General features: G+C 61.6%; 21 protein-coding genes. 10 read left to right on the top strand and 11 right to left on the bottom strand.

Annotated elements, in window-relative coordinates; genetic code table 11:
• Nucleotides 1-59: 59 nt before the first annotated feature.
• Nucleotides 60-530: a hypothetical protein gene (locus SRU_RS08025; RefSeq protein WP_011404267.1), complete on the bottom strand. Its 471-nt coding sequence runs from the start codon at nt 528-530 to the stop codon at nt 60-62.
• Between the two features lie 63 nt (nt 531-593).
• On the bottom strand, nt 594-2282 hold the full coding sequence (gene pruA, locus SRU_RS08020) for an L-glutamate gamma-semialdehyde dehydrogenase (protein ID WP_011404266.1): 1689 nt from the start codon (nt 2280-2282) through the stop codon (nt 594-596).
• Nucleotides 2283-2462: 180 nt separating this feature from the next.
• Between pruA and SRU_RS08015 the strand changes: the two genes are divergently transcribed.
• From SRU_RS08015 to SRU_RS08005, 3 genes are all read left to right on the top strand, one after another.
• Nucleotides 2463-3713, top strand: coding sequence for an ABC transporter permease (locus tag SRU_RS08015; protein ID WP_237701674.1), 1251 nt, complete (start codon nt 2463-2465; stop codon nt 3711-3713).
• A gap of 52 nt (nt 3714-3765) precedes the next feature.
• On the top strand, nt 3766-4266 hold the full coding sequence (locus SRU_RS08010; protein ID WP_011404264.1) for a redoxin domain-containing protein: 501 nt from the start codon (nt 3766-3768) through the stop codon (nt 4264-4266).
• Nucleotides 4267-4491: 225 nt separating this feature from the next.
• Nucleotides 4492-5337, top strand: a complete 846-nt coding sequence (locus tag SRU_RS08005) for a nitrilase-related carbon-nitrogen hydrolase (RefSeq protein WP_011404263.1) — start codon at nt 4492-4494, stop codon at nt 5335-5337.
• Here the strand turns inward: SRU_RS08005 and SRU_RS08000 are convergent.
• The 3 genes from SRU_RS08000 to thiD all read right to left on the bottom strand — a co-directional run bounded on the left by SRU_RS08000 (nt 5334) and on the right by thiD (nt 8347).
• Nucleotides 5334-6308, bottom strand: coding sequence for a phosphoribosylaminoimidazolesuccinocarboxamide synthase (locus tag SRU_RS08000; protein WP_011404262.1), 975 nt, complete (start codon nt 6306-6308; stop codon nt 5334-5336). The two genes, SRU_RS08005 and SRU_RS08000, sit on opposite strands and share 4 nt — an antisense overlap.
• 111 nt (nt 6309-6419) lie before the next feature.
• Nucleotides 6420-7460, bottom strand: a complete 1041-nt coding sequence (locus tag SRU_RS07995; RefSeq protein ID WP_011404261.1) for a LacI family DNA-binding transcriptional regulator — start codon at nt 7458-7460, stop codon at nt 6420-6422.
• Between the two features lie 41 nt (nt 7461-7501).
• The gene (thiD, locus tag SRU_RS07990; RefSeq protein ID WP_013062004.1) at nt 7502-8347 is read right to left on the bottom strand and encodes a bifunctional hydroxymethylpyrimidine kinase/phosphomethylpyrimidine kinase; all 846 of its coding nucleotides are present in this window, start codon (nt 8345-8347) and stop codon (nt 7502-7504) included.
• A 359-nt stretch (nt 8348-8706) separates the two neighbouring features.
• Between thiD and ribA the strand changes: the two genes are divergently transcribed.
• From ribA to SRU_RS07970, 4 genes are read left to right on the top strand one after another with little or no spacing between them, the layout of a single operon-like run.
• Nucleotides 8707-10086 carry a GTP cyclohydrolase II gene (ribA, locus tag SRU_RS07985; protein WP_164923588.1) on the top strand — a complete coding sequence of 460 codons (1380 nt, stop codon included), beginning with the start codon at nt 8707-8709 and terminating at the stop codon, nt 10084-10086.
• A 49-nt stretch (nt 10087-10135) separates the two neighbouring features.
• A complete protein-coding gene (locus SRU_RS07980; RefSeq protein ID WP_011404258.1) occupies nt 10136-11164 on the top strand; it encodes a zinc-dependent alcohol dehydrogenase in 1029 nt (342 codons plus the stop codon).
• Nucleotides 11165-11209: 45 nt separating this feature from the next.
• Nucleotides 11210-11581, top strand: a complete 372-nt coding sequence (locus SRU_RS07975; protein WP_011404257.1) for a 6-pyruvoyl trahydropterin synthase family protein — start codon at nt 11210-11212, stop codon at nt 11579-11581.
• A 28-nt stretch (nt 11582-11609) separates the two neighbouring features.
• Nucleotides 11610-12524, top strand: coding sequence for a class I SAM-dependent methyltransferase (locus SRU_RS07970; protein ID WP_011404256.1), 915 nt, complete (start codon nt 11610-11612; stop codon nt 12522-12524).
• Between the two features lie 6 nt (nt 12525-12530).
• Here SRU_RS07970 and SRU_RS16035 read toward each other — a convergent pair whose 3' ends face one another.
• From SRU_RS16035 to SRU_RS07940, 6 genes are all read right to left on the bottom strand, one after another.
• The gene (locus SRU_RS16035; protein WP_374982322.1) at nt 12531-13577 is read right to left on the bottom strand and encodes a tyrosine-type recombinase/integrase; all 1047 of its coding nucleotides are present in this window, start codon (nt 13575-13577) and stop codon (nt 12531-12533) included.
• 107 nt (nt 13578-13684) lie between these two features.
• Nucleotides 13685-13867 (bottom strand): hypothetical protein, encoded by a 183-nt coding sequence (locus SRU_RS07960; RefSeq protein WP_164923586.1) that lies wholly within the window; start codon nt 13865-13867, stop codon nt 13685-13687.
• Between the two features lie 261 nt (nt 13868-14128).
• Nucleotides 14129-15037 carry a tyrosine-type recombinase/integrase gene (locus tag SRU_RS07955; protein ID WP_011404254.1) on the bottom strand — a complete coding sequence of 303 codons (909 nt, stop codon included), beginning with the start codon at nt 15035-15037 and terminating at the stop codon, nt 14129-14131.
• A gap of 134 nt (nt 15038-15171) precedes the next feature.
• Nucleotides 15172-16386, bottom strand: coding sequence for a hypothetical protein (locus SRU_RS07950; RefSeq protein ID WP_011404253.1), 1215 nt, complete (start codon nt 16384-16386; stop codon nt 15172-15174).
• 296 nt (nt 16387-16682) lie between these two features.
• Nucleotides 16683-17321 carry a cyclase family protein gene (locus SRU_RS07945; protein ID WP_011404252.1) on the bottom strand — a complete coding sequence of 213 codons (639 nt, stop codon included), beginning with the start codon at nt 17319-17321 and terminating at the stop codon, nt 16683-16685.
• A gap of 14 nt (nt 17322-17335) precedes the next feature.
• The gene (locus tag SRU_RS07940; protein WP_103015565.1) at nt 17336-17566 is read right to left on the bottom strand and encodes a hypothetical protein; all 231 of its coding nucleotides are present in this window, start codon (nt 17564-17566) and stop codon (nt 17336-17338) included.
• A gap of 198 nt (nt 17567-17764) precedes the next feature.
• Here SRU_RS07940 and SRU_RS07935 point away from each other — a divergent pair, with 198 nt between their 5' ends.
• The 3 genes from SRU_RS07935 (at nt 17765) to SRU_RS07925 (ending at nt 21136) form a co-directional block, all read left to right on the top strand.
• Nucleotides 17765-19297, top strand: coding sequence for a phytoene desaturase family protein (locus tag SRU_RS07935; RefSeq protein ID WP_011404251.1), 1533 nt, complete (start codon nt 17765-17767; stop codon nt 19295-19297).
• A gap of 34 nt (nt 19298-19331) precedes the next feature.
• On the top strand, nt 19332-20087 hold the full coding sequence (locus SRU_RS07930; RefSeq protein WP_011404250.1) for a lycopene cyclase domain-containing protein: 756 nt from the start codon (nt 19332-19334) through the stop codon (nt 20085-20087).
• Between the two features lie 227 nt (nt 20088-20314).
• Nucleotides 20315-21136, top strand: coding sequence for a bacteriorhodopsin-like (locus SRU_RS07925; RefSeq protein ID WP_011404249.1), 822 nt, complete (start codon nt 20315-20317; stop codon nt 21134-21136).
• Nucleotides 21137-21281: the final 145 nt, after the last annotated feature.

Raw genomic sequence — 21281 nt, 5'->3', positions numbered from 1 at the left:
TGCAAATGGAGTGATAAGACCAACACATGACACCAGGTAGGAGAGCGAGCACTGCCCTTCTACGCACGAGACGATGCTTCTTGGGGCCGGAACGACTCGCGTGCAGCGTCGCGAAGCGCCCCAAACCTTGGCCACTGGGTCGGTTGCAGGAGGTACGTTGTCCGCCCCACCGCGAGTTCGACGTCGAACGATGTCGTGCGCACATTAAAGATGGGCTTCCAGTCTCGGGGGCGATCGAGGAGCACGTCGTAGACGCTCCGGACGGCCGCCTGGCCGGGGCGAAAGCTGATTTCAGCAGGGGTCCGGCTCAAGGAAAAGTGCGTCCACACCGTCGCCAGGATGAGGGCGACGGGGAGCCCCCAGACGAGGTATGCCCAAATGGGCTGCTTGAGGAGGGCCGAGGTGGTGGCGCCCACCATCAACGGGACGGTACACACCCCGAGGGGACGGCCCAGAAACCGTGTATAGACCAGTCCCCATGCGTCTTCGTCGGGATGGTGAGTGCTCTCGAAAACGGTGGGCACGTCCATCGGGGCGGTACCATGAGGGATGAATCGTCGGTCCCTGGTTTTCCCGTCAATCTGCTGGCTCCGTCACGACGCGACCGCACCGTCCCCGGCCTCCTGGGGCGCGTCCGTCGCCTTCGTGGCGTCGGGTTGATTCCAGGCGTACCCGTGGTGGGTCGGCGGGTTCAGGTTTTCCTTGATGGCACGAGGAGAGACCCAGCGCATGAGGTTGTAGGCAGACCCCGCCTTGTCGTTGGTTCCCGACCGCCGGGCCCCGCCGAAGGGCTGTTCCCCAACCACCGCGCCGGTGGGCTTGTCATTGATGTAGAAGTTCCCCGCGGCCTGTTCGAGAACATCGCTCGCCAGCTTGATCGCCGCACGGTCGCGCGCGAAAATCGACCCGGTGAGGCCGTACGGGGAGGTTTCGTCGACGAGGGGGAGGGTGGATGCAAATTCCTCGTCGGGATACACGTAGACCGTCGTCACGGGCCCGAAGATCTCCTCGCACATGGTCGTTTCCTTCGGGGCGTGGGCGCGGATGATCGTGGGTTCGATGAAGTACCCGGTGGAGTCGTCGTAGTCTCCGCCGTACACAATCTCGGCGTCGTCGGCTTCACGGGCCCGCTCGATGTAGCCCACAATTTTGTCGAACGCCCGCTGGTCGATGACTGCATTTAGGAAGTTGGTAAAGTCCTCTGGCGGCCCGACGGTGACCTCGTCCAGCTGACTTGTGATTTCGCGCCGAACGTCCGGCCAGATTGACTCGGGCATGTAGAGCCGGGAGGCGGCGGAGCACTTCTGCCCCTGGTATTCGAACGAGCCGCGCACAACAGCGGTCGCCAATTGCTCGACGTGGGCCGACGGGTGCGCAACGATGAAGTCTTTGCCTCCCGTCTCTCCGACAATGGTCGGGTAGGTGCGGTAGGTGTCCAGGTTGTCGCCGATCGTGGACCAGAGGTGGTCAAACGTCCCGACCGACCCTGTGAAGTGGAGGCCCGCGAAATGTTCGGACTGCAGCGCAGGCGTGCCCACGGCTGCGCCGTCGTCGGCGGGCAGCATATTAATGACGCCGGGGGGAAGGCCCGCCTCTTCCAGAATCTTGTAGAAGAAAAACGCGGAGTACACGGATCGAGAGGCCGGCTTCCACAACACCGTATTGCCCATCAGGGCCGGGGCCGTCGGGAGATTGCCCTGGATGGCGGTGAAGTTGAAGGGCGTGACGGCCAGCACAAAGCCTTCGAGCGGCCGGTACTGCATCTGATTCCAGATCCCCTGCGAGTCGTTCGGTTGGTCGCGGTAAATCTGCTCCGCGTAATGGACGTTGAACCGGAGGAAGTCGATGAGCTCGCAGGCCGCGTCGATCTCGGCCTGGTGGATACTCTTCCCTTGTCCCAGCATGGTCGCCGCGTTGAGGGTGTCCCGGTACGGCCCAGCAATCAGGTCGGCGGCACGGAGAAAGATGGCGGCCCGATCCGAAAAGTCCATCGCGGCCCACTCGGCCTTGGCCTCCATCGCCGCGTCGATTGCGTCGTCCACGGTGGCCTTCCCGGACTGGTGTACCTCCCCGAGCGTGTGCTGGTGGTCGTGGGGCGGGACAACCTCGGAGGTTGAGCCCGGGTACACGGGGGTGCCCCCCACGAAGGCTGGGATTTCAACGGTCTGGTTTCTCAGTTCCCTGAGTCGCTCCTGAACGGACCGACGGTCTTCGGACCCGGGGGCGTAGGCACGAACCGGTTCGTTCTCGGGAGGAGGGGTCTCGGGATATGCGTTGTTCATGGGAGGGGGCGTCGAAGCGACGGATTGTGCGGAAAATGTAATCTGCTTCTAGGTACGGGAAGGAGACTGGGCATGTTCGACCGAAGGATGCGGTCGGATCTTCTTCCTGGCAGTCTTGTAGCGGAAACGGATTTCAATTTGCGCTTCGTCCTTGCTGCCCACACCGCTTTCTCCTGGTCCGTGCCCGTTCGCTTCGAGCGCTTTATGTCCTTTCGGTACCTCTGGGGGGCCGAGGGACGAGAACAAGGCCGGAGCTTCCTGCGCTTCATTATTTACGTAGCCGTGGGGGGCGTAACGCTAGGGGTCGCTGCGCTGCTCCTCGCCCTCGCGATCGTTCGGGGCTTTAGCGAAGAGATCGAAGAAAAAATCGTGGGGTTCGGGGCACACATTCAAGTGTCCAGTTACGTTCAGGACGAGCCGCTGGATCGGGGCGCGTCGCTCCGACGCCAGCTTCATGAAATGAAGGGCGTCTCCGGCGTTTCTCCGGTGGTCGAGCAGCCGGTGCTGCTTCGCTACTCGGAGGACGCGATCGACGGGGTGGTGTTGCTGGGCATGGACCGGCTTCCCTCGTACCTGGGGAAACGGGTGGAGGCCGGCGGGGGTGCCGTGGACGGCGAGAAGGGAGGAGAGCCGGGCCTCGTCGTGGGGCGGGAGATGGCCACTCGGCTCGGCCTGGCGGTTGGGGACCGTGTAACTGCGTTTGCCCTACAGCAGGGAGAATCCGGGATGTCGATGGGGGGACAGCGGCCTCGTGTCGAGCAGTTTCGGATCCACGGCATTTACGATACGTCGCTCCAGGACATCGACGATGTGTATGTCTTCAGTAGCACCGCAGTCGCCCGGGAACTGGGATCCCTGGCTGCTCCGTCCGTGAGTCGGTTCAACGTGACGGTGTCGGACCCATCCCGGATTGATTCGTTGGCGGCGCAGATCGAGAACCGGTTCGGGTTTCCGGTATCCGCCCGTACCGTCTACCAGCAGTACGCAGGGCTCTTTGCCTGGGTGGACCTGCAACAGAGCATCATTCCGCTCGTGATAGGGGTCATTGTCATCGTCGCCGCCTTCAACATCATCGGGACGCTCCTGATGCTGATTCTCGAAAAAACCCGTGAGATTGGCATTCTCAAGGGGCTGGGCACCTCGGGCCGCACACTGAAGCGACTATTTCTCGTCCTGGGGGTCCTGATCGGCGTCGTCGGGACGAGCCTCGGGGCGGCCCTGGCGCTCACCTTTGCGCTCCTGCAGCAGCAGTTCGGATTGGTCTCACTCCCCGCAGAGGCCTACTACATGACCACGGCCCCGATTGCACTGAACCCGCTCGACTTCTTGCTCGTGGCGGTCGTGACCGTTTTCCTGTGTGGGGCGGCCGCCTACATCCCTGCCCGAGTGGCGGCGCGGGTTGAACCCGTGAAGGCCATCCGATTCGAATAACCAACCGCAACTGGACTTCTCTCCACTCCTACACTACGACCCCATCCTCCTCATGAGTACGACCCATTCGCTTTCAAAAGGAGACCGCGCCCCCCGTTTCACGCTCTACACGGACGAGGCACAGCCCTGGGCGCTGTCCGATCATCTCGATCAGCCCGTCGTCCTTCTGTTCTTCCCCGGCGCGTTTACCAGCGTGTGCACGACGGAGCTGAATGCCGTGAACAACGACCTCGGTTCGTTCGAGCCCGCCCACGTCGTCGGCATCTCAACGGACGCCCCGGCCGTTCTGTCAGAGTTCCGATCCACGCAGCAGTTTGAGTTTCCGCTCCTGAGCGATCACGACGCGACCGTCTGCGCGGAGTACGGGGCAAAATACGACCAGAACTTCACCGCCATGGGCCTGGACCGCATTGCCAAACGGGCGGCCTTCGTCGTCGACCCGGCGGGCACGATTCAGTACGCCGAGGTCCTCGACGACGCGGGTCAACAGCCGGACTTCGATGCTTTGAAAGAAACGGTGCAGCAGCTAAAGGGGGACCGGCACGAGCACTGAGCATCTGTTGTTGCAATTTGCCTTGTTAACCATCCGGCCGCTTCGGGCCTTGATCTCGCCTGCCTGATCCCCTACACTAAGCATTATCCGTTCTCTCCTCACTGCTCATGAGGGAGCCGGAACGTCGGTGTCCATCCGCGGCCTGCGCCGTCGAAACGGGCTGGAGGGTCCATGGCGCAGGCCCGATGGGGCATCGGTCCGAATGTCCCCACGCTCCAGTGTTGAGTGCCCGTGAGAGCTGCCTATCTCCAGTTTGCCCCCGCGTACCTTGAGGTCGATCAAAACCTCGCCGCGGTCGAATCGCTTCTTCGTTCCGTTGAGGCGGACCTGATCGTCCTGCCCGAGCTGTTTACGTCCGGGTACTTTTTTCAGTCGAAGGACGATCTGGAACGCGTCGCCGAACCGATCCCCAACGGCAAATCCGTGGCGGCACTGCGGGGCTGGGCCGACTCGCTGGGGGCGACACTCGTAGCGGGGCTGGCCGAGCGGGATGGGGATCACTTCTACAACAGCGCGGTGGTGGTGCGGCCCGACGGCCGGGTGGACACGTACCGCAAGGTTCACCTCTTCTACGAGGAGACGATCCTGTTTGAGGCGGGCGACCTGGGCTTTCGGGTCTTTGAGGAGCACACCGCGGCAGGGACCTCGTACCGCCTCGGGGTCATGGTGTGCTTCGACTGGTATTTTCCCGAGGCAGCCCGCACGCTTGCGTTGAGAGGGGCGGACGTGATCGCTCATCCCTCCAACCTTGTCCTCCCACACTGCCCTGATTCCATGCCGGTCCGTGCTCGTGAGAATCACGTCTTCACCATCACGGCCAACCGGCACGGACGAGAGGAGAAGGAGGGGGAATCCCTGCGATTCATCGGGATGAGTGAGGTGTGCGCCCCCTCGGGGACCATCTTGACGCGGGCCGACGAGTCGGCGGACGTGGTGGAGGTCGTTGAGCTCAATCCGCGTGAGGCGCGCGACCGCAACATCAATGCCCACAACGATGTCCTGCGAGACCGACGTCCCGCCACGTACGCCGCGACGTCGGAAGAGGGGACGGCCCTGGAGTCGGGCTCCTAGTGCGACTCCTGAACGACGTAATCGCCTAGGGCCGAGTGGATACGGGCTTCAGGGTTGGGGTGCGTATCCGGTTCGAACGTTTGTCCCGTCACTTTTTCGAAGAGCTCCACGTAGCGCTTCGTAACTTTTGCTCGGAACGCATCCGGAAGCGTGGGCATCTCGTCGCCGGCTCGTCCTTGGAAGCCATGGTCCATGAGCCACTCCCGAACGAACTCCTTCGAGAGCTGCCTCTGGGGACGGCCCTCGGCAAGGCGATCCTCGTACCCGTCTGCGTAGTAGTACCGCGATGAGTCGGGGGTGTGCACCTCATCGATTAACACGAGATCCCCGTCGGGCGTGCGGCCAAATTCATACTTCGTATCGACGAGGAGGAGGCCCTGCTCCGTTGCCATCTTGTGGCCGCGTCGGTACAACGCGAGGGCCCACTCTGCGAGTTGGTCGTAGGTGGCGGGGGCCAGGCCGGTATTTGCAAGCGCCTCCTTTCGGCTCACGTCCTGGTCGTGCCCCTCTTCGGCCTTGGTGGTAGGAGTGAGGATCGGCTCGGGCAGCTGCTCGCTCTCTCGGAGTCCGTCCGGTAGGCTCTTCCCGCAGAGGGTCCGTGTCCCCCGGTCGTATTCCCGCCAGGCGTGCCCGGCCAAATAGCCCCGCACCACAAACTCGATGGGAATGGGGGTGCACTCCTTCGCGATAGTCACATTGGGGTCCGGAACGGAGAGGACGTGGTTCGGGACAAGATCTTCTGTGGCGTCGAAGAAGTAGGCGGCCGTCTGATTCAGAATTTGTCCCTTGAATGGAATGGTCTGTGGGAGGACGTGGTCAAAGGCAGAGATCCGATCGGTCGTGACCAGAATGCGCCGATCGCCTTGTCGGTAATTGTCGCGAACCTTTCCATGGTAGATCTCTCCCAGGTCGTCAAAACCGGTCTGCTCGATGGTGTGGTCCAGCTGGTCTTCAATGAGTTGCTTGTCCATAAAACGGGGCTCCGCCGCAGTTGAGGGGTGAAAGGGAGGCGAGGACTGAAGGGGCGTGCTCCGTCCCGAAATTGGGGTGGGCGCGTCGACAGGTGAGGCGCCTGGAGGGACTCAGGGACGTTGGCTCGATTTTCGAATGTGGAGTTCCGGCTCCACCAAGCGGGAGGTGTACTTCTCGGGTCCCCGCTTCTCCAATCGGTCCAGGAGAAGATCGGTGCCTTCGTTCCCGACGTTGTGCATGTTCTGGGCCACGCTGCTCAGTCCAATGAAGCGACTTACCTTAATGTCGTCGTACCCAACAAAGGCAAAGTCGTCGGGCACCTCAAATCCTTCTTCCCGGAGTGCCTGCCAGGCCCCGATGGCCTGTACGTCGCTGCTCGCAAAGGCGGCCTCTACAGGGTCGTCGAGGGCCAGGAGGTCCTGCATCGCCTCGTACCCGGACTCTTCGCTGAACCCATCGTGCTTGCTAGTGTGGCCGTGCACCACGAGGTCGGAATTGAACTCAATGCCCGCGTCTTCCAGCGCCTGGCGATACCCCGCGATCCGCTCGTTGCGGACACGGTTGTCGTGGGGCGTCGTGATGGCCCCGATCCGGGTGTAGTCCTGGTCGATGAGGTGATTGACTGCGAGTTCCGCACCGGGCTGGTCCTCCCAGTAGAATGAATCGAAGCCGGCCAGCTCGGCCCCGACGAGCACGACCGGCCCCCCGAGCATCCGCAGTTCGTCGGCGAGGTCCTCGTCCGGGGTCACGCCCACGAGCAGGAGCCCGTCCATGGCGCCGCCCTCCAGAAAGCTGCGGAGGGAGTGCTTCGGCGCTTCCCATTCCAGGTCGCAGAGCAACAGATCCACGTCCTCGTCGTCGAGCCGGTCACGCACCCCCTTCAACAGTTCGTTGTGAAAGGGCGTCGTGAACGTGGGAAGCGCCACGGCAATGGTCCGCGTGGAGCGTTGAGCGAGCGACTTTGCGGTCCGGTTCGGGCGGAACTGGAGTTCCTGAATGGCCCGCACTACCTTGTCTCGGGTTTGGTCGGCCACGTCCTCCGAATCGTTCAGCACCCGCGAGACGGTCGAAATAGCAACGCCTGCGTGATCGGCCACATCGTAGATGGTGGCCTTGGACTGGTTCGAGTTCTCCTTCGCATCGTTGGGCATGAGGCAACACGTATTTGAGAGGGGGAAGAGGCTGGGAGCGGCTACTCTTGAACCTCAGCCATGGTCGGTTCCTCTTCGAGGGTCTCGAAGAAGGTAGCGTCTGGATTGTCTCCCTCGTCCTGTTGAAGGGCCCGGAGGGCTTCGGAGACCCGGCCCTTGGCCTTTTGGAGTGCGGGTTCGAGTTCCATCCCGGTCTGGAGGTGATGGAGCAAGGGAAGCAAAAGGCCACTCGATGCGCCATGGTGCGACTGGAGGCCGTCAAGATGTGGGGCCTCGAAGAGGGCAAAGTCGTCCCCGTCGAAAAAGAGATCCAGGGCGTAATCCGGTGGAGACCCTTCCTGGTCGTAGAAGTGAGTTGGAAGCTTTCCGCAACGGATCAGAACGTGCTCGGCCCCCTGCTGGGCAATCCGTTGGGCGGCCACCTGGGCATCGTCCAGACTGGGGATTTCCATGCCGGCTACCAGGGCGGCATCTGTGCGCCGGATTGTGACGAGGTCCGGCTCACTGAGGCGTTCGACAATCGCCTCCAATCCTTCCTGTTCGACAACGTCCTCGCCACTCGGACCGCTCACGGTGAGGTCGTAGACGACGGGGCCGTCCAGCGAGTGAAGGTGGTCGAACACTCGGTCCACGGTTGGTGTGGCCCCGATGATGCCCACTTTGGCACTGGTCGGGGTCCGGGTCTCAAACAAATGTTCGAGCTGCGCGGCCACGGTGTCCGTCGGGACATTGAGGACGTCCGTCACGACGCCGTCTCCGGCAACGACGTGAGAGGTGCAAACTGGATACCCCGTCCCCGAAAGAGCCTGGGTGGCGAGAAGGTCGGCACTTAGGCCGCGTGTGATGCCGGGGTACAAGGCCCCAACAACAATTGGACGAAAGCGCATGGGAGCTGCGTCTGAAGGTGCGACTCAGGGCGGTATTCTATCACAAAGAGGATACTCTCTCTACCACTACGGGGCCTGAACGTTTGCTAGTTCGGTGGTGGAATACGAAAAGCTCCTCGTAAGGACGATGCCTTCTACTATAATTCAAGGGACGGACTGGAGGAGTATCTGTAACTTCTGTTATTGCAAAGTAAGCAATCGTGTGGTGGCTTTCTTCGAGTCGGCTCCGTAACAGTTTTCCCAAAACCCTACGCAACGGAACTGGTTGATCCAAAGTCGAATTTGATTGGCCCTTGTAAGCAGCCATACGCTGGCCGTCCAACGGCCGGTGGTGGTTCCTTTTATTCCGATCTCGGCTCATGAACCCTGATATGGAGATTCCCTCCGTCGAACGGTTGACGAGTGCTCGAATTCCCACTGTAGACGGCGAGTTCTCGCTCTCTCTGTACGAAAACAGCAAGGACGACAAGGATCACCTGGCACTCGCGTGTGGGGATGTCGCGGATGGGGAGGATGTGCTGGTACGCGTTCACTCTGAGTGCTTTACCGGTGATGTCCTTGGGTCTTTGCGTTGTGACTGTGGGGAGCAACTCGACGCTTCGATGCGACGGATTGCAAAAAACGGCCGGGGGATCCTTCTTTATCTGCGTCAGGAGGGGCGTGGGATCGGCCTTCTCAGTAAGCTCCGTGCCTACAACCTCCAAGACGACGGGTACGACACCGTCGAGGCCAACCGGATTCTTGGGCACGGAGCCGACGAGCGAGACTACGCCATCGCTGCACGAATCCTCGATGACCTGGGTGTGTCGTCCGCTCGCCTCCTGACCAACAACCCACAGAAGATTGAGAGCCTCGCCGAACATGGGGTTGAAATTACCGAGCGGATTTCGCTTGAGCCCCACGTGAACCGGCACAATGCGGAGTACCTCCGGACGAAGGTAAACCGGATGCGTCACATCTTGGATTTGGGACCCGCGAACGGGCACGCTCAGGGCAACGCCCATGGGACATCACTCCGTGACCTGAAGCAGCGGATTGACCGCTATTTTGCAGAGAAGGGACGGCCGTTCGTAACACTGACGTACGCCCAGAGCCTAGACGGCTCGATCGCTTCGACGTCGGGCACACCACTCCCCATCAGCAGTGAACAGGCCCTTCGGTTCACCCACCAACTCCGTGCGCTCCATGACGGCATTCTCGTCGGCATCGGAACCGTGTTGGCCGACGACCCGCGTCTCACGGTCCGACACAACGATGGAACGCACCCGGTCCCAATCGTGCTGGATTCGTCGCTGCGGTTCCCCTCCGACGCACAACTTCTTGCGGGGGACGGCCCGGATCCGCTCATCGTCACGAGCCCCAACGCGGACCCGGACCGCAAAGAGCGACTTGAAGCGCACGGGGGCACGGTCATTGAACTGTCTTGCGGGCCGGAGGGGGGAATTTGTGTCAAGACTCTCCTACGCACCCTCGGGGAGCGAGACTTTTCCAGCGTGATGGTGGAGGGGGGAACGAGCATTCTCACCTCTTTCCTGCGACGTCAGTGTGCCCAGCGTGTGATCGTCACTGTCGCCCCCATGTTCGTAGGCGGAACGGCGGCGCTCTCTTCGCTCGCCCCTGAAGATCAGGACACGCACGCTCGGTCAGACTTTCCCCGGTTGGACAACATCCAGCAGCGGTGGTACGGAGAAGACCTGGTCCTGGAAGGAGATCCTGTATGGCCCGTCGCCTCCGAGTGAGGCCGTCCTCGATGCTTTCCACACGCAGTTCGAACGAGACCCAACCCACATGACAAGTGCGTCTCGCCGGCGGGTACAGTTTACGGGGCCTGGTGAAGTGGAAGTGGTGACCGAGCCGGTGCCGGACCCGGCCCCAGACGAGGTGGTGGTCCAGACGGAATGCTCGGCCGTAAGTCCGGGCACGGAGCGGCTCGTGTACGAGGGGCACGTTCCCGAAACCCTGGCGGCCGATACCACGATCGAGGCCCTCGAGGACGACGATTTTTCTTACCCCATCTCTTACGGCTACGCATGCGTGGGAACGGTCGAGACGACGGGCAGCAATGTCGACGCTGAGTGGGAGGGACGCACCGTCTTTTCGTTTCAGCCTCACGTGTCCCGGTTTGTGACGTCGCCGTCCGCTCTTGTTCGCGTGCCCCCCGCCGTGTCTGCTGTAGACGCCGCCCTGATCCCGTCCGTAGAGACGGCCGTAAACTTCGTTATGGACGGACGCCCCATGGTTGGGGAGCAGGTCGTTGTGCTCGGGCAGGGCGTTGTGGGGCTGCTCACGACTCAGCTCTTGTCTCGGCATCCGCTTCGTGGGCTTTGGACCGTCGAGCCGTCGCCCCACCGGCGGGCCATGTCGGAATCGCTGGGGGGAACGGCCGTGGCCTCTTCGTCCGACCTGGAGCTGGGCACGGGGCATGACGCCTCTGGGCCCGACGCTTCACGCGCCGATCTCGTGTTCGAGCTGACGGGGAAGCCGTCCGTACTCAACGACGCGGTGCAGCGTACGGCTTTCAGTGGACGGGTCGTGGTGGGATCCTGGTACGGCACGAAATCTGCCCCCATCGACCTCGGGCGTCACTTTCACCGCTCTCGAATGGAGATCATTTCCAGTCAGGTCAGTACCATCGATCCATCGCTTCGGGGCCGGTGGACAAAGGACCGGCGCATGTCCGTGGTGCTCGACCTGTTGCCCACGCTCACCCCGAGCGACCTCGTCTCCCAGACATTTTCCCTCGACGATGCTCCTGCAGCGTACGAACAGCTTTCGACCGATCCTTCGATGCTGCAGCCCGTATTCCAGCACAACTGAACCGGTACGACTGAACCGTTTTCTTCTCACCCCTACGGCACTGCCATGTACGAACTGATGGTTCGCCGCGACTTCGTGGCGCAGCACTATCTTACAGTCCCCGACTGTGGCCCTGAGAACGAGTGGCATTCGCACCACTTCGACGTCGAGGTCGCGTTGAAGGGAGACGAGCTCAACGAACACGGGTACCTCGTCGACATCGTGGAGGTGGAGGGGGCCCTTGAGGCCCTCGTGGACCGGTACGAAGACGCCACCCTGAACGACCTGCCCGAATTTGAGGGGCTGAATCCCAGTATCGAGCACTTCTCCCGAATCTTCTGCACGGCCCTGACGGAGCAGCTGAATACGGCACAGCTGGAGACCGTTACCGTCAAGATCTGGGAGGACGATACCGCCTGGGCCTCCTATACGGCGTAATTTTTCTATCCGACCCGCCCTCTTGTCTGTGAATGCTCCGGACGCGTACCGCCTGTCCCGGTACCTAACGGCCAAAAAGTCTATTGACGGCCGCGCCCTCAATCATCGGGTGTGGTCCCGTTTCGTCGAAGAGCTCGGTGGCGTTTCGTCGCTCCGCATCTTAGAGGTTGGGGCCGGCGTTGGCGCGACTGTGGAGCGCATCGTCACTGCCCTGGACGTTCGAACGGGCCCGTCGCTCCGGTATACGCTCGTAGACCGGAATCCGGCGGTGCTCGATACCGCGTCGTCCGAACTACGGACGTGGGCGGAGCAACAGGGGTTCGAGGTGACCGGCCGATCCCCGCAGGTCTGGTCGGCGGACGGCGAGTCCGTTGCCCTCGAGTTCGTGACGGCAGACCTGTACGACTTCGCCGCGGCGCACGATGGGGGCCGATTCGACGCAATTGTCGGACAAGCGCTGTTTGATCTGCTGCGGATCCCCGACGCGATTCAGGCGCTCCGGCCGCTGCTCCGTGACCGGGGCCTGTGGTACCTGCCGATTCATTTCGACGGCGTGACGGCCTTCGAGCCGCCGCACGACTCGGGGTTGGATGGGCGCGTCGAAACGTTGTACCACGAGAGCATGACGACCGACCACGACGACGGTCGGGCCGGTGACCAATCGGGGCGACGTCTCTTGACGCATCTCCGAGACGCGGGGAGTACCCTTCTCGAGGCCGGCGGATCGGACTGGATCGTCTGGCCACAGGACGGGGACTACCCGGCGGACGAGGCGTACTTTCTCTACCACATTCTGCACTTCATTGAAAACGAGCTTCGCGGCCACCCGGCCCTCGACGATGACGCGTTTGCGGACTGGCTGTCGGATCGCCGCCGCCAGATTCACGAAGGCCGGCTTACCTACATCGCCCATCAATTGGACGTGCTGGCCCGAACGGACTGAGCGCTTCTATCCGTTGAAGTCCGGCGCCTCGTCCACGTAGTAGGAAGAGGACTTTCCGGGTTGGGCGTGGAGGTAGGTCTTTGTCGTTTCGATGCTCTCGTGGCCCAGGGTTTCGCGGACGAGTTCCAGGTCGGCCCCCTTCTGCAGGGCATGAGACGCGTGGGCGTGCCGAAACCAATGCGGCGATACCTCGGATGTCATAATTGGTTCGCCCTCTTCGTCGCGTTTCACTGCGCCCTCCGAGCCGGTCTTCTCGGTGAGCTTGACCCCGGCCCGCACGGCCGCCTTCTTCACAACGCGCCAGATCTGGGATCGCGAGAGGCATCCGCCTTTCTGGGATCGAAAGACGGGATCGTCGGCGGCTCCGTGGCCTTCGGACTCTTCGTTCTCCCGCAGGCGGATAATCAGGCTCCACACCTTGCTGTACAGGGTAACGGCGCGGGTCTTGCCGCCCTTTCCGAAGAAGGTGACCTGGCCGCCGGGCCGCCCGTCCGGGCCGTTCAGGTCCGGGCGGTCCTTCAGGTCGCGCCAGCGAAGATCTTCGACGTCCGAGATCCGCCCGCCGGAGGCGTAGAACAGGCGGAGCAGCACGTGGTTGCGCAGGTCGCGCTCGTCGCGCAGGAGGGCCCACAGGTCCGCCTCCGACAAAATCCGCTCGGCGCGATCGTTGCGGACGGATGGGGTGGAGAGGGCCGCGCCGACGTTGTGGGCGAAGTATCGGAGCTTCGTCCCGAACGTGAACAGGCTCTTTACGGCCGACAGTTTTCGCTTTTGCGAAGACCGCGCGTACCCGTCTTTCAGGTGCTCGCGGTATTCCTGTAGGTGGCCGAGCGTGACGTACCGGAGCGGAAGGTCCACGAACTCAACGAATTGTTCGAAGTCGCGGGCGTACTCCTCCTGCGTCCGCGCGCTCTTCTCGGCGAGCCAGCGCCGCACGAGCACCTCGTCGGACTCGATTGAGCATTGGCCGTCGGAGGGGGCGTTGTACGGCCGATTCTCGTCGCCGCGTTGGGAGACATTCCGGAGCGACTGCTCCGCATTCGTGTCATGCATGGGCTGAGGGTCTGAGCTCGGGCTCGAATTGGACATGTTTCAGTCGGTGGGTCACAGAGGTAGGGATCGGGGGCGGCCGGTCATGCCTGAGAATTAGGAACTCGGGCCTAAATCCAGATCAGTGAACCGAGGCAGAAGCATCCGCCGAGAATGGTGAGCATGAGTCCGGAGACAAGATCCGGGACGGATGTCATCCGGACGCCTTCTTCGCTGGTTCTCGAGTCTCCAGTGAGCGCCTTTCTTAGCAGGTCGATCCCGAAGAAAAGCCAGACTCCGCCGATTTCGTTCATACATAGAAAGACGATTGGATGCTCCACGAATTCATCAACGCTGTCTTGACCGATGGACGCCCCGAAGCGAATAACGTACCGAATAACGTAGGGGGACGCAGTCGCATTTGCAGACTGCACCTTCGGCAACGCCTACAGGGCCCACATCATCCGCCAGCGCGACACAGGCAGCCGGCATGAGTGCGCGATTCTAAAAACGCAACATAACGCTTATTAGATCCCGTTCCTACGGAGGGCGAATTTAGGCGCTTCAGGGGCCGGTTACACGCCTCGCAGGACTTCCGAAACATCAAAATCGATATGCACGGCCGCACTGTCTTGGAGATTGCCCCCGGTCGTTTCGGGATCATGAACCTGTGCTGCCGCAGCAGAATTGCCGAACCGTCCATGGGCCTGAATCTGTGAGAGGCTCGCGCCGCCGTCGGCCGCAAGGCGCAGCCCGGTGCGGCGCAGCGTATCGATCGTAATTGAGCCCACCCCGGCGGCGGTCCCGGCCCGACGGACGATCGTATATATTGCGTCCGCCGAAAGGGGCTCGCCGCGATTTCGATTGCTCATCGAGCGCCATAGCGGCCCGGCGGTGAGCCCGAACTGATCTTTTACGTTGTCAATTACACTGACGACCTGATCGGGAATACGAACGTATTCCTCGCCTGTGCCCTCCGGATTCACCTCAAGAATCCAATACCGCCCGAGAGGCCGGACGTCTTCGACCGCCACGGCTGCGATTTCGCTCCGCCGCAGGGCCGCGTGGATCGTCGTCAGGATGATTGCCTGATCGCGAAGCCCAGTCTCGTCTGACGCGCCGGCCGCCTCTAGCGTGTCGCGCACCTCTAGCTTCGTAAGTGAGCGCACGGACGAAGATGCGTCGGCCGGAGGCATCGGCTTTACGTCAGGATGGCGCGCCGGGTTGCGGTCGTAAATGCGTTCCGTCATTGCCCAATCGAAAAATGAGCGGAGGGCCGCAAGGCGTCGGCGCTGGGTCCCCGCTGCCAAGTCGAGATCATGCATAGTCTCCACAAAGGCACGAATGTCCTCATGCGTGATTGCCTGCACGAGGTCAGCGGTTATGTCCTCCGCCTGCGAAAAAAACGCCTGCAGATCAGTCCGGTACGCCCGGCGCGTCTGGGACGAAGAGAGACTGCGTAGGAACGAGTCGAGAAGCTTCATGCGCCTGATTCGTATCTGCGATAAGTCATTTTATCACAGGTGCTTTTGTGCACAATAATTTTATTTATCATGTACACAGGTGGGTACGGCCCCTGTGGTGCAGGAGCCGCGTTGAGGGCTGATTCAGAGCGGGGTCAGTCGGTCTCGGTCGCGGTAACGTCCGCCTCGTACCGAAAGATGGCCGCGACGCTGCGGCCGCCCGGCATCTCCTCCGGCGACAGAACATGTACGGCGGCACCGCTCAAATAAGATTTGAGGGCGGCGTAGTTCAGAAGATCACCGTCTCCTGGCTCTTGCGAATCGTGCACCCTGACCGTGTTGCTGTCGGGGTCAAATCGTCCCCAGCGATACTGTCCCTGCGGAACGAAGAGGGTGTCGACGCGGCCGTACGCGCAGGCGGGGACAATTTCGTGGAAATCGCCCGAGGCGAGCTCGGCGTTTTCGTGATACAGGTCCTCGAAGCGGTCAAGCTCCTGCTGTTGCACCGTCTGCAGTACCGACTCGACGACCGACCATGCCTCTCGGTGGAGCTCTTTCAGTTCCAGCTGCTCAGGATTTCCTGCGATGATGTTGTCGTCTACGAGGTGGGGAAAGTTATTGACGCTCTTGTAGAGCGGCAGGTACTCGGACACCCCAGCCAGAACCAACGGCGCCTCCTCCCCGCCGATAAAGTCCGTCACACTCTCGTCGATGCGACGAAAGAAGCGTTTAAGCTGATCTTTGGGCTCGCGGCTCTGGTCTTCGGACGACCCGTGGCCGTGGCGCACCTGACCCGCCTCGCCCCCATCTGGCGAGGACGGGGCCGCCTGCGCATGCGACTGAAGGCCCTGCTCGGGGGGCTCCTCGTACTGCTGAATGGCCGTCACGATATCGGAGGGAATCTCGGCGGCCTCCACCTCACTGATGGCCTGATGCGTGCCCTGGTAGAGGCGGACATCATTTTGGCTCAGGGCGAGCAGGTAGTAGCGGTTGTTTGACGCAATCAGTGGGAAGAGCGGCTTCAGGTGGAACCGATCCTCCACAATTGCCACCTCGTCGAACGGAAGCGGGAGGCGATAGAACTCGGACGTGTCGGTCGTCAAAAATGCCGCGAGTCCTTCACTGAGACCGCGCCAGAAGCCGGGTCGGTCGAGGAGCTGGCGGGCCTCTCCCAGAATATCGTCGATGTCGGACTCCCGGTATTCCTGTTCGCGAAGCTGATCCCGGACGTCACGGAGAAGGTTTTTGAACCGGGTCGTGTTCTGGGACCAATCGGACCGAAACCGATGCGTGGGCATGTAGATCGAAATGCAGAGACCGTCGTCCGACTGGGCCAGACGCTTCAGCTCATCGCGGTTAAAGAGGTCCATAGGAGGAGACAGAAATGGTGAGTAGTAAATGAGGAGGACGAAGCTGTTTGGCGGGCGGTCAACAGCCTGTGACTTCGCGGGCCTTCACGGCCGGGGAACGACTCGGCCGCTGCGTTCCGGGCGCAGAACGAATTTAGAAGTCGCCCAGGAGTTCACCAGAGGCATGTGCCCTCGTTTCTGCGTGCCCCCGCTACAGGGCCCGCTCGGGCCATCCTCGTGAACGTTGCCCGCTGTGTCTTAGCTGAGCATCTGCTCACCAAACAACTTCCGAAGGGGTTCGCGGAGGCGCCCAGAGGCTACGGATCGGGGGCGTCTCGAAGCACAGCCCGGACGGGAGCCGCATCGCCCCCCACAATCTTCAGCGGGAGCGCAATCAACTCGTAGCGCCCCGGTGGGACGTTTGTCAAGACAAGTCCTTCGAGATTCACGATGCCAGTGTCCAGCAGCGCGTGATGGGCGGGCAGGTCTGTGCTATCGAGCGGATCAACGGACGGGGCGTCCGTCCCCACGAGACTGACGCCGGCGTCCGCGAGGGCATGGATGGTATCCGGTTGAATCGGGACCACGGCGTCCGGCCACTCGTCGTCCGGAGAGACCCCGCTAGACGTTTTGAACAGAACTCGTTCCGCACTGGCCCCGTCTAACTGACCGATGTGTTCCGGGCGGACCGATGGGGCGTTGGCATTCACGTCCACGACGCGGGCGGGCCCAACAAAAGAATCGAGCGGCAGATCGTCGGTCGCTTGCCCCTGCCGCTTAACGTGAAGGGGCGCGTCCACGTGAGTGCCGGTGTGGGTGCTCAGTCGGAGGGAGCCCAGGTTGACAGACGATTCGTCCTCGTTGCGGCGAGCCGTCCAGGTCCATTGCACCTCCTGGTCGCCGGGCCACACGGCCGTTGCTGGAGAGACGCTTCGGGAGATGTCGATGAGGGCCATTCGGCGGAGTGGGGTTACGCAGATTCGCGCTCCGGAAGATCAGGGGTCCGAACCGGCCGGTCGTGCTGGGGACGGCGGTCCCCGGAAAATGAGGGCGGCGGCGGCGCCGGATGCCAGCGCGGCCCCCCGGGCGGCCCGCCCGACGACCCGGAGTCGTCGCTCCAGATGAAGTGCCACAGGAGCGTCCCGAGGATAATCGGGCCGAAGGCAACAAAGAAACTGAGAACCTGGTAAATCCAGTTCATGGCCGGCGAGAGAACAGGTGCGGGGACAGAGCCGTGAGCGGGCGCCAGTCGTCACGTGGTATAAGAACTTCACTACGCCTTAATGTTCACGGATAAACGACACAACGGTTTCGGAAACTATCTTCTCGCACCGTGAAAATGACGTGTTTGATCGTTCTCTTGTAGTGCGGTTTCATTCTCCTTAGTGCGGCCATCTTTATGTCCACTGACTACGACTTGATTACCATTGGCGCGGGGCACAATGGGCTGATTGCGAGCGCCTACGTCGCCCAGGCAGGCTACCGGGTTGCGGTGTTTGAAGAGCGGGAGATGGTTGGGGGGGCGGTGTCCACCAAAGAGCTTTTTCCGGGATACCAGATCGACCTGGGGGGGAGCGCGCACATCCTGATACGGCAAACCCCCATCGTCGAAGAGCTTGAGCTGGAGCAGTATGGGCTCACGTACATTGAGCTCGACCCGATGTTCGTCGCGCCGTTCCCCGACGGCGACGTAATCTACTTCTACCGCGACCTAGACCGTACCGTTGACCACCTCGAACGGCTCTTTCCCGGAGAGGGCAAGGCCTACCGCGAGTTTGTGACGGACTGGATAGGATTTGCCCGCACCATGCGGGACATCTTTCTCACCTCCCCGAGTCCCTTGGAGTTGGGCAAGCAGTTGATTCGTGGGGCCAGCTCTCCACTTCCCTGGCAGGAGGAGCTTCGTCACATCCTCCGTCCGTATCAGGAGGTTCTGGGGTCCTATTTCGAGGAAGAGAAGCTGCGAACGGCCATTGCCTGGATGGCCGCTCAGTCGGGCCCCCCGCCGACCGATCCCCTCACTGGGCCTTTTGCGCTGTGGCACCCATTGTACCACGAAGGGGGCGTGGCGCGTCCCAAGGGCGGATCCGGCGAGCTCACGCAGGCACTCAAGCGCCACATTGAGGCACATGGAGGCGACATCTACACCGACGCGCCCGTCGAGAACATTCTGGTCAACCACGAACACGCCGAGGGCATTCGGGTCAACGGAACCTCTTACACGAGTCGAGCCGTGTGTTCGGCCACACACGCGAAGGAAACGTTCGACCACCTCCTCCCTGCTCGGCACCGGCCGGACGGGGCCGACGGGTTGCGGATTGGAAATGGGTTCGGGGCGATGATGCGCCTCGCGCTGGACGAGCCCGTCTCGTACACGGCGACCGCCGACGACCAAAAGGCCCGAACAGGCCTGCAGCTGCTGTGCCGGGACATGACGCAACTACGGGCGGCCTACGGAGACCACCTGGCCGGCCGGCCGGCACAGGACCCGCCCCTAATCGCAATGACATTCTCCGCGGCGGACGATACACTTGCTCCCCCCGGCGGAGAAGTGCTTTGGCTTTGGGGGCAGTACTTTCCCTACGAGCTGGCCAGCGGACGCACGTGGCCGGACATCGCTGAGGAGGTGGCCGACACGCTGCTCGCCCAATTTGAGCAGTATGCACCCGGAACGCGGCAGTCAATTGTCGGCCAGCTCTTCCAGCACCCCGAGTGGTTGGAGGAACACCTAGGGCTGTATCGGGGAAATGTGATGCATCTTGAGATGAGCATCGACCAAATGTTCTCGGCACGACCTCTTTTTGGGGCCTCGGATTACGAGGGGCCGGTAGACGACCTTTTCCTGACGGGGGCGAGCACACATCCAGGGGGAGGAATCATGGGGGCGTCCGGGCGAAATGCTGCCCGTGTGGTGCTGAAAAACGTGGCGTGATATTCCACTCAATAATAGCTGATAATGCCACTGAATGAGCTATCTATCTTTCCATCTGATCTTCCTAGTCCCTCCAATCCTCCTCATGGTGGCGTTTCACCGACGCCCGAGACGGATGGACGACGACATGCGGGTTGATTTGGCGATTCCGATTGTCTGCTTGATCGCATTTACGTACACGACTCCGTGGGACAATTACCTCGTCGCCCAGGAGGTGTGGTGGTACGGCGCCAATCGAGTCGTCGGGACCATCGGGTATGTGCCCGTCGAGGAATATATGTTCTTCGTGCTGCAGCCCATCCTGACTGGGCTCTTCCTTTATCAGTATCTGTACCGGGTTTCCCCAACCCCAAACACATACGCGTCGGCGGCGTCTTGGAGCGGAGCAGCACTGTTTGCCGGAATCACCGGGCTAGGGGCGTTTCTGCTAATGGACGGCCGTGCCTCAACGCTTTATTTGGCCCTCATTCTGGTGTGGGCCCCGCCCATCCTGGCGGGGATGTGGCTCTACGATGGGGAGACGCTCTGGGCCTTTCGGGACAGCGTCCTCGTGACAACGGCCCTCCCAACGGCGTACCTTTGGGCGGCCGATGCAGTGGCCATCCACTCCCGCATCTGGACGATCTCGCCCGAGTACACCGTCGGGGCATCGGTCCTCGGGTTGCCCCTGGAAGAAGCGTTGTTCTTCCTGTTCACAAACCTTCTGGTAGTGCAAGGCATTCTCCTGCTCCTGTACGGATCGCACAGGGCAGTTACACCGGACCAGGCGACGCGCCTGTCCGCGACCTAATATATAACTTTTCCCTCACAATTTGGGAAGACGCGCCGGATTTTCCCGTTGGCAGTCGCACGTCCTCGCAGTTATACTACCACAAGTGATTCCCAGTTTTTTACTCACTGCGAGGAGCATTCGCGACTTGAGTCTCGTCAGCAAACACAACTGGGACGGTTCCGAATCGGCCCTAGCGGCCCGACCGGACCTGCTCACACTATCACCCAAACAACCCGAACCTATCCATGCTACAAGAACTTCCCACCCTGACGCCGGGCCAGTATAGCCTGGTGTTCAACATGTTCTCTTTCACCGTTGCGACCATGACGGCTTCCTTTGTGTTCTTCGTCCTGGCGCGCAACAACGTAGCGCCGAAGTACCGGATTTCGATGATGGTCTCGGCGCTGGTGGTCTTCATTGCCGGCTACCACTACTTCCGCATTACCAGCAGTTGGGAAGCCGCGTATGCCCTGCAGAATGGGATGTACCAGCCCACCGGTGAGCTATTTAACGACGCATACCGCTATGTGGACTGGCTCCTTACGGTGCCGCTGCTGACCGTAGAGTTGGTGCTCGTCATGGGCCTTCCGAAGAACGAGCGCGGTCCGTTGGCCGCGAAGCTTGGATTCCTGGCGGCCCTCATGATCGTGCTCGGGTACCCCGGTGAGGTCAGTGAGAACGCGGCCCTCTTCGGAACCCGCGGTCTCTGGGGCTTCCTGAGCACCATTCCGTTCGTTTGGATCCTGTACATCCTCTTCACCCAGTTGGGTGATACGATTCAGCGGCAGAGCAGTCGCGTGTCGACGCTTCTCGGCAACGCCCGGCTGCTGCTGCTGGCCACCTGGGGCTTCTACCCGATTGCGTACATGATCCCGATGGCATTCCCTGAGGCGTTCCCGAGCAACACCCCGGGAACCATCGTGGCCCTTCAGGTCGGATACACGATCGCGGACGTTCTCGCGAAGGCCGGATACGGCGTGCTTATCTACAACATCGCCAAGGCCAAGTCCGAAGAGGAAGGCTTCAACGTCAGTGAGATGGTGGAGCCGGCCACGGCCAGTGCGTAAGGCACTAGCCTCCCCTTCTAGACTCCATTGAAGGGGGCTGGAACGACTCGCCCGCCGTCGGAATTCTCCGACGGCGGGTTTTTTATATGTGTCCCCTACGCACCTCCTCGGAAACCATCTATGAGAATCAGTAATTGGGAGAGCC

The sequence above is a fragment of the Salinibacter ruber DSM 13855 genome, assembly GCF_000013045.1.
GTDB lineage: Bacteria > Bacteroidota > Rhodothermia > Rhodothermales > Salinibacteraceae > Salinibacter > Salinibacter ruber.
The sequence above is the reverse complement of the archived record's forward strand: the minus strand, read 5'-3'. Positions and strand labels throughout refer to the sequence as shown.

What these genes read in the sequence shown, in the direction of transcription:
- SRU_RS08025 (WP_011404267.1), bottom strand. Translation starts at nt 530, where the DNA reads ATGGACGTGCCCACCGTTTTCGAGAGCACTCACCATCCCGACGAAGAC.
- pruA (WP_011404266.1), bottom strand. Translation starts at nt 2,282, where the DNA reads ATGAACAACGCATATCCCGAGACCCCTCCTCCCGAGAACGAACCGGTT.
- SRU_RS08010 (WP_011404264.1), top strand. Translation starts at nt 3,766, where the DNA reads ATGAGTACGACCCATTCGCTTTCAAAAGGAGACCGCGCCCCCCGTTTC.
- SRU_RS08000 (WP_011404262.1), bottom strand. Translation starts at nt 6,308, where the DNA reads ATGGACAAGCAACTCATTGAAGACCAGCTGGACCACACCATCGAGCAG.
- SRU_RS07995 (WP_011404261.1), bottom strand. Translation starts at nt 7,460, where the DNA reads ATGCCCAACGATGCGAAGGAGAACTCGAACCAGTCCAAGGCCACCATC.
- thiD (WP_013062004.1), bottom strand. Translation starts at nt 8,347, where the DNA reads ATGCGCTTTCGTCCAATTGTTGTTGGGGCCTTGTACCCCGGCATCACA.
- ribA (WP_164923588.1), top strand. Translation starts at nt 8,707, where the DNA reads ATGAACCCTGATATGGAGATTCCCTCCGTCGAACGGTTGACGAGTGCT.
- SRU_RS07980 (WP_011404258.1), top strand. Translation starts at nt 10,136, where the DNA reads ATGACAAGTGCGTCTCGCCGGCGGGTACAGTTTACGGGGCCTGGTGAA.
- SRU_RS07975 (WP_011404257.1), top strand. Translation starts at nt 11,210, where the DNA reads ATGTACGAACTGATGGTTCGCCGCGACTTCGTGGCGCAGCACTATCTT.
- SRU_RS16035 (WP_374982322.1), bottom strand. Translation starts at nt 13,577, where the DNA reads ATGCATGACACGAATGCGGAGCAGTCGCTCCGGAATGTCTCCCAACGC.
- SRU_RS07960 (WP_164923586.1), bottom strand. Translation starts at nt 13,867, where the DNA reads ATGAACGAAATCGGCGGAGTCTGGCTTTTCTTCGGGATCGACCTGCTA.
- SRU_RS07955 (WP_011404254.1), bottom strand. Translation starts at nt 15,037, where the DNA reads ATGAAGCTTCTCGACTCGTTCCTACGCAGTCTCTCTTCGTCCCAGACG.
- SRU_RS07950 (WP_011404253.1), bottom strand. Translation starts at nt 16,386, where the DNA reads ATGGACCTCTTTAACCGCGATGAGCTGAAGCGTCTGGCCCAGTCGGAC.
- SRU_RS07945 (WP_011404252.1), bottom strand. Translation starts at nt 17,321, where the DNA reads ATGGCCCTCATCGACATCTCCCGAAGCGTCTCTCCAGCAACGGCCGTG.
- SRU_RS07940 (WP_103015565.1), bottom strand. Translation starts at nt 17,566, where the DNA reads ATGAACTGGATTTACCAGGTTCTCAGTTTCTTTGTTGCCTTCGGCCCG.
- SRU_RS07935 (WP_011404251.1), top strand. Translation starts at nt 17,765, where the DNA reads ATGTCCACTGACTACGACTTGATTACCATTGGCGCGGGGCACAATGGG.
- SRU_RS07930 (WP_011404250.1), top strand. Translation starts at nt 19,332, where the DNA reads ATGAGCTATCTATCTTTCCATCTGATCTTCCTAGTCCCTCCAATCCTC.
- SRU_RS07925 (WP_011404249.1), top strand. Translation starts at nt 20,315, where the DNA reads ATGCTACAAGAACTTCCCACCCTGACGCCGGGCCAGTATAGCCTGGTG.